The organism is Streptococcus sp. DD11 (genome assembly GCF_001578865.1).
GTDB classification, from domain to species: Bacteria; Bacillota; Bacilli; order Lactobacillales; family Streptococcaceae; genus Streptococcus; species Streptococcus panodentis.
In genome coordinates, this window is record NZ_KQ969393.1 from 534,058 (window position 1) to 542,900 (window position 8,843).

Annotated in this window: 12 protein-coding genes; all 12 read left to right on the forward strand. The window is 41.8% G+C overall.

Annotation, left to right across the window (positions count from 1 at the left end; translation table 11 throughout):
* Positions 1 to 343: dTDP-4-dehydrorhamnose 3,5-epimerase family protein (locus STRDD11_RS14250; RefSeq protein WP_241209331.1), on the forward strand; the 343-nt coding region annotated here is incomplete at its 5' end.
* Positions 344 to 387: 44 nt separating this feature from the next.
* Positions 388 to 648, forward strand: coding sequence for a TIGR04197 family type VII secretion effector (locus STRDD11_RS05850; protein ID WP_164828400.1), 261 nt, complete (start codon positions 388 to 390; stop codon positions 646 to 648).
* Positions 649 to 656: 8 nt separating this feature from the next.
* The gene (locus tag STRDD11_RS05855) at positions 657 to 1,208 is read left to right on the forward strand and encodes a DUF3958 family protein (protein WP_128836232.1); all 552 of its coding nucleotides are present in this window, start codon (positions 657 to 659) and stop codon (positions 1,206 to 1,208) included.
* A gap of 11 nt (positions 1,209 to 1,219) precedes the next feature.
* Positions 1,220 to 2,806, forward strand: coding sequence for an LXG domain-containing protein (locus STRDD11_RS05860; protein ID WP_128836234.1), 1,587 nt, complete (start codon positions 1,220 to 1,222; stop codon positions 2,804 to 2,806).
* A 9-nt stretch (positions 2,807 to 2,815) separates the two neighbouring features.
* Positions 2,816 to 3,442, forward strand: coding sequence for a TipC family immunity protein (locus STRDD11_RS05865; protein WP_128836236.1), 627 nt, complete (start codon positions 2,816 to 2,818; stop codon positions 3,440 to 3,442).
* 43 nt (positions 3,443 to 3,485) lie between these two features.
* Positions 3,486 to 4,121: a TipC family immunity protein gene (locus tag STRDD11_RS05870; RefSeq protein WP_128836238.1), complete on the forward strand. Its 636-nt coding sequence runs from the start codon at positions 3,486 to 3,488 to the stop codon at positions 4,119 to 4,121.
* A 184-nt stretch (positions 4,122 to 4,305) separates the two neighbouring features.
* The gene (locus STRDD11_RS05875) at positions 4,306 to 4,794 is read left to right on the forward strand and encodes a TipC family immunity protein (RefSeq protein ID WP_277592710.1); all 489 of its coding nucleotides are present in this window, start codon (positions 4,306 to 4,308) and stop codon (positions 4,792 to 4,794) included.
* A gap of 42 nt (positions 4,795 to 4,836) precedes the next feature.
* Positions 4,837 to 5,481: a TipC family immunity protein gene (locus STRDD11_RS05880; RefSeq protein WP_128836242.1), complete on the forward strand. Its 645-nt coding sequence runs from the start codon at positions 4,837 to 4,839 to the stop codon at positions 5,479 to 5,481.
* A gap of 238 nt (positions 5,482 to 5,719) precedes the next feature.
* Entirely contained in the window at positions 5,720 to 6,766 is a 1,047-nt protein-coding gene (gene rfbB / locus STRDD11_RS05885) for a dTDP-glucose 4,6-dehydratase (protein WP_128836244.1), read from the forward strand.
* Positions 6,767 to 7,026: 260 nt separating this feature from the next.
* Positions 7,027 to 7,626, forward strand: coding sequence for a hypothetical protein (locus STRDD11_RS05890; RefSeq protein WP_128836246.1), 600 nt, complete (start codon positions 7,027 to 7,029; stop codon positions 7,624 to 7,626).
* Between the two features lie 187 nt (positions 7,627 to 7,813).
* The gene (locus tag STRDD11_RS05895; RefSeq protein ID WP_241209332.1) at positions 7,814 to 8,197 is read left to right on the forward strand and encodes a hypothetical protein; all 384 of its coding nucleotides are present in this window, start codon (positions 7,814 to 7,816) and stop codon (positions 8,195 to 8,197) included.
* Positions 8,198 to 8,319: 122 nt separating this feature from the next.
* The coding region (locus STRDD11_RS05900) for a copper homeostasis protein CutC (RefSeq protein ID WP_164828403.1) at positions 8,320 to 8,843 on the forward strand (524 nt) is incomplete at its 3' end.

Consider the following 8,843-nt stretch of genomic DNA (forward strand, 5'->3'; position numbering starts at 1 on the left):
CTCTGTTGCAGATGATGGTAAGGTGCTAGGTTCTTGGGTTGACCTGCGTGAGGGCGAGACCTTTGGCAATACCTACCAGACAGTCATCGATGCCAGCAAGGGTATTTTTGTGCCACGCGGCGTAGCTAACGGCTTCCAAGTCCTTTCTGACACGGTTTCCTATAGCTATCTAGTAAACGACTACTGGGCTTTGGAACTCAAACCTAAGTATGCCTTTGTCAACTATGCAGACCCAGCTCTAGGCATCCAGTGGGAAAACCTAGAAGCAGCAGAAGTCTCAGAAGCAGACAAGAACCACCCCCTGCTTGAGGATGTTAAACCTTTGAGGAAAGAAGATTTGTAGGCTTATATACTTCAGTTATTCGTTGAATTTTATTGGAGGAAATGATGACACAAATTCAAAGCAGTATTGAGCAAGCGAGTGAGTATAGTTTACCGATTAGCGAAGCAAGTTCGAGTCTCGCTTCTGTTTCTCCAGCTACGTTGGATTACATTACAATCCTTGAAGGGAACAACAGCGCTCATAATGCAATAACAGCTGCTCATAATGCAGCAACTGGCTTGACTGAAGTCTTTACTAATCTGGCCAACAATATCGATTCGATTGCTAACCATTGGCAGGAAGTAGATGATAATCTGGGTCAGTGAGGTAGGTTATGACGGACAAGCAAAGAACAAGCCAGAAGAAACAACCATGGTTTATGACAGACACGAGTCTTTCTCCTCAGGAACGCCGAGAGGCTATGATTGAATGGCGAGAAAATGAGAAACGGATGCAGGAACTGAGGGACTATCTTGCTCAGCCGATTACGGCTAGGGTAGCTTCTCCCCAAGTTTACCAGCAGACAGCTAAAACGAAAGAGGAAGCCCTAGCAGAAATCGATAAGAAACATGTTGAGTTAGAGAATAAAGAACTTGAACTTTCGAAAGAAACCCAGAAGTGGGAAGGCTACGAAGAAAATTTTCTATCTATCAGTCAGGAAAATCAAAGGCTTTTAGAAAAACTCATGTATCAATATGGGGGCTCGTCTTATCAGTTTGAAGTTTGCTACGATAGTCATATAGCGATTAGTAACCAATTGGCTGGAGGGGTGGAGCTTATTAAGGACGGTCTGGAAAAACAAAAACGAGAACTGTCTGAGCAAAAAGAAATGCTCTATCAGAAACGTAAACAAATAAACAGCCAACTAGACGCAGAGGGAAGGTAGAATATTAAACAATGACAATTGAAGTTTACCGAACCGAGCTGGACACCCAAGCCTCCACAACAGCTAGCATGGTTGATTCCCATCTGGAGACTTATAATCAGCTGACTCAAGCTTTGGCTAGCTTTGAAGCGAGTTCGAAAGAACTTAAAGGAAAGTCCTATGATATGGCCAGAAGTTTTTCAAGTCAGGTTTTCCAGCCTCTTATTAAGGGTGCTTATCTGATTGCGGAATCGGCTAAATCAGGTACGAATCGGCTGCCGACAGAGTATAGAGCTCAGGTTAGTGATGAGGATTTGAAAGACTGGGAACTTGAGGAGCAGATTCAGGCGCTGGAAACCAGTATTTCCAGCTGTCAGGAGCAGGTGGACCTGCTGAGTAAGGAGAAAGGCAGGTCGGATAGTAAAGAACTGGTGACTTACTATCAAGAATTGATATCGAATAATACATCCGCCAAGCAAATCCTGGAGGAAAAGTTGCAAAAATTGCAGGCTTTTAATTCTGCCTCCCCAAGCTTTTTTGCAGAATTGGCGGAGCTTGTTAGCGCCTTTGATACGGGTCTGAGTCAGCTGGACTCAGCCTGGGATGCCAATACTCTAACCTACAAAGTCCCAGCAGATCTCACTTGGGCTACAACCTTGAATCATAAGCATGAACTTCGTCAATTGAATGAGGGAGACAGAGCTTATGTCAATAATCTGCAAGCCCAGTATGGCTTTGATGAAACTACTGCCTTGCAGATTCTTAAAGTCCGAAATGGCATTGATAAAAAGTTCCCCAAGATGTCACAGGAAAACAAAGATTACCTACTGTTGAGAATTTTAGGCGGGACTGTTTACTCAGGAGTAATGTGGGATGCGACTGCGGGGTCTCTATCTGTACCAGTGCCTGAGTGGGGCGGTAAAGATATAAAAGAAATTTTCCAGGATTTGGGTCTCAGTGAAGGTGAATCTAATCAGCTATATTACAATATTCGATTGCAGCACGAGATGTCTAGTGGTGAGTATTCCAATTCGACAGATACCAAAAAAGAGGATTTGGATCAATATGAACAATTTAGAGATTCGTATAAAAATATCTATGGTACAACGGAAGGGTTTGATAACTTTTGGGATAGGAAATTAAATGATTACTATGGCAATGGAAGCAAGACTGACTTTGCTCACCAAGCAATTACAACTGCAACCAATTTAACTGATGAAAGCCAGCTCCTTAAGGATTTATCGGGTTGGCGGGGGGATGTCACAACTGATGCTGAAGCAAAGCCATCTATGGGAAATGACGATTATAAGGCGGATTTAGATGCAGTCAATATTGCGAAGCGGATGAAGGGGACTGGCAAACCCTACATTGAGGTATCCAATGAATATTATCAGAAAGCAGATAAAGTTCGCGAGAAAGAGTTTCTGGACAATGAAGGCGGCTATAACAAAATTTCAGATAGAGTTTTTCTCAGTTTAGTTCCGGGCTATAAAAATCCCACTCAAAGACCTCCTGTATCAAGAGATGCAGCTTTAGAATATTTAAAGAATAGTAAAGATCTGCTTCCCGCTTATAAGTTCCTAGTGAGCTTAAAAAATCAGGAAAATCAGTTTGAATAGGGGGAAGTCATGAAAAAGAAGTCATTTCTATCTTCCTTATTAGCGCTGTTGACTTTGGTTGCTGTGTTTGCATTTTTTAACTGGCGTGACTCGCAAATTAAGAATATTTTTGCTCAGATTTATTCTGAACAAAAGTCTGCTTACCCATCGCCTGGTCAATTCTTTTCTTCTAAAGCTTTTACTAGCTCTAGTTTTAAAGATACAATATATGATTTTAAAAAGAATACTTTTAGGGCGCAATATAAAGAAGGAGCTAGGCCTGCAAACTACTCAAAGATTGTTTTTGATTTTGATTTCAAGCCAGAAAAAAGAACCTTTCGTATTTGGTTGTACCGAACAGTTCATGATAATGTAACAGTATTCATAGCTATACATTATGATGTTGATAAAAAGATTCTTAAAAAAAGCGTTGATTTCATAGAGAGACAGGGTGAACAGCAAGTAACCATAGAAAATGAGACGGACCTTCGGAATTACCTGAAGCAACACAATATTACTAAGAAAGATTTAGATAGTTATTACGATGAAATCGTCAATCAAAACTTTCTCAGATCTTGGACCGAGATATACGACAGCAGGTTTTCGCCAGAGGACTATGGTGAGGTTAAGATCGAAACTCAGTGGGCGGATTGGTAATGCCTTCAAATGAAAAGATTCATTATTTCAAAAAGGAGAAGTCATGAAAGTCAGATTGAAGACGATGGTACTGCTGTGTCTAGCTGCTTCCATTATTGTAACTCTGGGTCTAGTAGCCTCTAAGTTTGATTGGAATTTCAATCAGCCTCAGAATGTTTTTGATGAGATATATAATAGTTTGAAAACTGTTCCAAATGAAGGATTAGCAAGCAACATTGGTGGTGATGTTATTTACCAAACCTATAGGGAACCACTGATAGATAAGAATCTTACCATTTATAGTGCACTCAATTCCGAGGGTAAAAACACCAAACTTCCGTTAGAAATAACATCCTTTAAACTGCAAGTTAATAAAAAGAATCTTTCAGAGGCTCTTTTTACGTCCTATGATTATCAGATGTCTGATTCCATATCACTTACTGTAAATTTCACTTATTCTGCTAAAGATAGGGAGTTAACGGAGATAATTTATATAAACGATGGTACCGAGTCTGATTTAAATAAGTATCTATCAGAACAAAAAATGACCTACGATGACTTAAAGTCTAAGACGAAAAATCTTCTAGGACAGAGTCTTATCAAGGCTTGGCACATAAATCGAAACAGTCATTTTTCTGAGAAAAATTGGGGGAATATTGAAGTTAAATCGGTTACCTTATTAGAAAAGAAAGTTGACTAAGGTTCTTCGAAGTTTTGTCATAAATTTCTAAAACACAAAAATAAACCGTGAAGAATAAATTAATCCTATCTTCCTTATTAGCATTGTTGACTTTGGTTGCTGTCTATGCCTTTTTTAGCTGGCGTGACGCCCAAATTAAGAATATTTTTTCGGAAATTTATTATGAACAAAAGTCTGCTTACCCATCACCTGGCCAGTTTTTTCTTCTAAAGATTTTACTAGCTCTAGTTTTAAAGATACAGTATATGAAGTGAATAAAGATACTTTTAATGCACAATATAAAGAGGGAGAGAGACCTGTAAACTACTCAAAGATTGTTTTTGATTTTGATTTCAAACCTGAAAAAAGAAACTCACGCATTTTGTTGTATCGAAAAATTCAAGACAAGGTAACGGTGGTCATAACCGTGAATTATGCTGTGGATAAAAAGCTTCTTAAAAAAAGTGTATATCTTAAAGTGGGACCATTAAATCAGCGACAAACTTTTAAAGATGAAACCGACATTCGGAACTATTTGAAGCAATATAATATTACGAAGGACGACTTGGATAGTTACTATGATGAAATCGTTAATCAAAAATTTCTCAGAGCTTGGACCGAGATATATGACAGCAAGTTCTCACCAGAGGACTATGGTGAGGTTAAGATCGAAACTCAGTGGGCGGGATGGTAATGCCTTCAAATGAAAGATTCATTATTCCAAAAAGGAGAAGTCATGAAAGTCAGATTGAAGACGATGGTACTGCTGTGTCTAGCTGCTTCCATTATTGTAACTCTGGGTGTAGTAGCCTCTAAGTTTGATTGGAATTTCAATCAGCCTAAGAATATTTTTGCTGAGATGTATGGAAATGTGGCAAATCGGTCCGGGGGAACGCCTTATAACAGAGTCAGAAACAAAGTTGATTTCAAGACTTTTCGGGCTTTTGATAAGGATATGAATGAAACACGAGATTTGAATACTAGGATTGCTTACAAAAAGGTTGCGTATCCTAACTCCTATACTGACATTGAATTGACATTTTATGGTCATGAGAATATTTTAAGTATTAGTGCTAAGCGCCCTGTTGATAATGATGTTCGAATTGAAATTAGCGGTATCTATGACACTAGAAAGAAGATATTTAGAAAAAAAGTCTATGTCATTACTGGAACAAGCGATAAAGAAACTTTTATTGACAATGAATCACAGATACAATCCTATCTCAATGAATATCATATCGGTGCTAATGATTTGGACAGCTTTTATCAGGAAACCATTAATAACACAGTATTGAAGGACTGGGCCGAGATATACAACAGCAAGTTCTCACCAGAGGACTATGGTGAGGTTAAGATCGAAACTCAGTGGGCGGGATGGTAATGGATTTTAATGGAGTTTCTTTCAAGTGTGCATTTTGAAGACTGATTGCAGGGGACTGTTTGGTTTTCCCGCCTCAAATGGTAGTTATGGGTGCTAGTTTATTGCTTTGAAGGCACATTTTACAAATCTATCTTATCAGTCCAATCTCTGACTCTGAGGATGTCTCGCTGTCTTCATGGGTTTTATAAAAATTAGAATTTCATTGTTTAGAAAAATTTAATAACAAGGAGACTATAAAATGTCAAAATTTAAAAAAATTATCGTGACAGGCGGAGCCGGCTTCATCGGTTCTAACTTTGTTCACTACGTTTACAATAATTTTCCAGACGTGCATATCACGGTTCTGGATAAGCTGACCTATGCCGGCAATCGGGCCAATATCGAGGAAATTCTGGGCGACCGGGTGGAATTGGTCGTTGCGGACATCGCTGATGCGGAGACAGTAGACAAGCTGGCTGCCAAAGCAGACGCCATCGTCCACTACGCAGCAGAAAGCCACAATGACAATTCGCTCAATGACCCGAGTCCATTTATTCACACCAATTTCATCGGAACTTACACGCTTTTGGAAGCAGCACGTAAATACGACATTCGCTTCCACCATGTGTCCACTGACGAAGTCTACGGGGATCTGCCTCTGCGTGAAGATCTGCCGGGTCATGGAGAAGGGCCGGGTGAGAAATTCACGGCTGAGACCAAGTACAATCCCAGCTCGCCTTATTCTTCTACCAAGGCAGCATCTGATTTGATTGTCAAGGCTTGGGTGCGCTCTTTCGGTGTGAAAGCGACCATTTCCAACTGCTCTAATAACTATGGTCCTTACCAGCATATTGAGAAGTTCATTCCGCGCCAAATCACCAATATCCTGAGCGGAATCAAGCCGAAGCTCTACGGTGAGGGCAAGAATGTCCGCGACTGGATTCATACCAATGACCACTCATCTGGTGTCTGGACCATTCTGACCAAGGGGAAAATCGGCGAAACCTATCTGATCGGTGCTGACGGTGAGAAGAATAACAAGGAAGTGCTGGAGCTGATTCTCAAGGAAATGGGGCAGCCGGCTGACGCTTATGACCATGTGACGGACCGAGCAGGCCACGATTTGCGCTATGCCATTGATGCCAGCAAACTGCGCGATGAGCTGGGCTGGAAGCCAGAATTTACCAACTTTGAAACAGGGCTCAAGGAAACCATCAAGTGGTACACGGACAATCAGGACTGGTGGAAAGCTGAAAAAGAAGCTGTCGAAGCCAACTATGCCAAGACGCAGGAAGTGATTAAATAAAAGTGTTTCTCTTTGTAGAGCGGCGGAGTAAAAAGTTTTTGCGATTTTTGACTCAGGTCTAAAAGCAGGGGAGCGAGACGAAATCCATTTCTAGGAAATTGCGATTTCTGTCCACTCCCTTTTTGCTTAAATTCTCACACTATTGTTAGCTTTTTAACATTTCTGTTACAGAAAAAAATGCAAAAATAGTGTAAAATAATATAAATCCTTTCTGTGCTTTCAGCCGAAAAGGGATTTTCTTAAGCTAGAGGAATAGAAACATGAAAATGGTCAAGAGATTAGTGGGAATCGCAGTGCTGCTGTTTATCGCGGCGGTCGTTTTTCTGGTTCCCTCATCTGTCAATCAAAGTGAACAGTTAAAGAATGTACAAGGCAGTGCCTCTTGGATGAGCATTATTGAGCCGACCCTGAGCAATGCCAATCTGACAGCTCAGGGAGTCAATACGGAAGTTTCCCTGAACAGTGTTCAGCTCAATCAGGTGCTCAAATCTTTCTTGGCGGACAGCCAAAATCAAGAGCTGCTGGACAGTGCCTACAGCATTGACGGCAATAAACTGCGGATTCAGTACCCGGTCAGGCTGGCCTTTGTTGACAGCAAGCTGGACTTGGAGGTAGATGTCACCGTAGCGGATAATATCCTGCATGTGAATGTGGACAGCGCCAAGCTGGGTGCTTTTCCTATCCCTAAATCACTCGTAACAGGCTTGCTCAGGCAGCAGCTGGAAAAATCGGATTCATCTGTCCGAACAGAAGGCGACAGCTTTTTATTCAGCCTTCCGGAAACCCAGTTCAGTATTAAGAAGATTAATTTCCAAAACGGAACAGCCAAAATCCAGTTCACCATGGGTTATGGATTTTAAAAAAAGAAAACTTCATTTGAGGAAGGAAGATTCCAAATCAAATGGAGTTTTTATGCTCTTATTCAGTAAGATTATTGTGGGGGAAAATGGTGTCTGTTTTTAATATCCTGCCTGCTTTGATTCAGTGCGCACGCCATCTAGGCTAGCAGTTCAAGAAATTTATGATTTCAATCAGGCCTCTTGCGGTTTGGTTGAGTCAGCTGGTTTTTATCCAACTTTTGCTAGGGAAAAAGGCCGGGCTTATGCACTTGATTTGATCATGCCCTTGGCGCAGATTCAGCCCAGTCAGTTTTATCTTTCTCAGGAAAAGCTGGACGGGATCAGTATTGATTTTACCAAACAAGAACTTGAACCTTTGCCTATCAAGCGCATGGATGGAAAAGTTTTCTTTACTGATGGACATAGCAGGGCCTTTAAGGCTTATCAGGCTGGTTTATCGGAGCTTCCAGTTTATTTTGACCTAGATAAGCTGGATTGGGATTTCTACAGACATTGTGTCCAAGCTTGTGAGGAAAGAGGTGTCCTGACCATAGCCAATCTGCAGGAGAGAATTTTGCCTAAGGAAGACTAGCAAAGCCAGTGGCTGAACTGGTGTGAAAAAGAGGCTGGAAAATTTAATAAGTCCTGCTATCAACGAAGCTCTTGTGTTATAATAGAGAGAGGGAATCCATCTATCAAATAAGGGGCGAGATGATGATTTATGAATTTTGTGCTGAAAATACGACCTTGCTGGAAAAGGCCATGCAGGCTGGTGCCCGGCGGATTGAACTCTGCGATAATCTGGCAGTTGGCGGGACAACACCCAGCTTTGGTACTGTCAGGGCTGCAGTTGAGCTGGGCCGGCGTTATGATACCAGCATTATGACCATGATTCGCCCGCGCGGCGGTGATTTTGTCTATGCTGATCTGGAGATTGAGATTATGCTGGCCGATATTAAAAAGGCCAAGGAAGCCGGCAGTCAGGGGGTGGTTTTTGGCGCTCTTAATGAAGCCAAGGAGCTGGACATTCCCAAGATGAAGCGGCTGCTGGATGCTTCTAGGGGTATGGAGGTGGTCTTTCACATGGCCTTTGATGTCCTTGCCAGATATTCCCAGCCGGCAGCCATGGACTGGCTGATTGAGCATGGAGTGGGGCGCATCCTGACCCACGGCGGTCCGGCCGGACAGCCGATTGAAGAGCATGTCGACTGGCTGGATGAGCTGCTGGAGCACGCAGC

Bases quoted from the DNA above. Each gene is read 5' to 3' on its own strand.
- STRDD11_RS05850 (WP_164828400.1), top strand. From the start codon at position 388: ATGACACAAATTCAAAGCAGTATTGAGCAAGCGAGTGAGTATAGTTTA.
- STRDD11_RS05855 (WP_128836232.1), top strand. From the start codon at position 657: ATGACGGACAAGCAAAGAACAAGCCAGAAGAAACAACCATGGTTTATG.
- STRDD11_RS05860 (WP_128836234.1), top strand. From the start codon at position 1,220: ATGACAATTGAAGTTTACCGAACCGAGCTGGACACCCAAGCCTCCACA.
- STRDD11_RS05865 (WP_128836236.1), top strand. From the start codon at position 2,816: ATGAAAAAGAAGTCATTTCTATCTTCCTTATTAGCGCTGTTGACTTTG.
- STRDD11_RS05870 (WP_128836238.1), top strand. From the start codon at position 3,486: ATGAAAGTCAGATTGAAGACGATGGTACTGCTGTGTCTAGCTGCTTCC.
- STRDD11_RS05880 (WP_128836242.1), top strand. From the start codon at position 4,837: ATGAAAGTCAGATTGAAGACGATGGTACTGCTGTGTCTAGCTGCTTCC.
- rfbB (WP_128836244.1), top strand. From the start codon at position 5,720: ATGTCAAAATTTAAAAAAATTATCGTGACAGGCGGAGCCGGCTTCATC.
- STRDD11_RS05890 (WP_128836246.1), top strand. From the start codon at position 7,027: ATGAAAATGGTCAAGAGATTAGTGGGAATCGCAGTGCTGCTGTTTATC.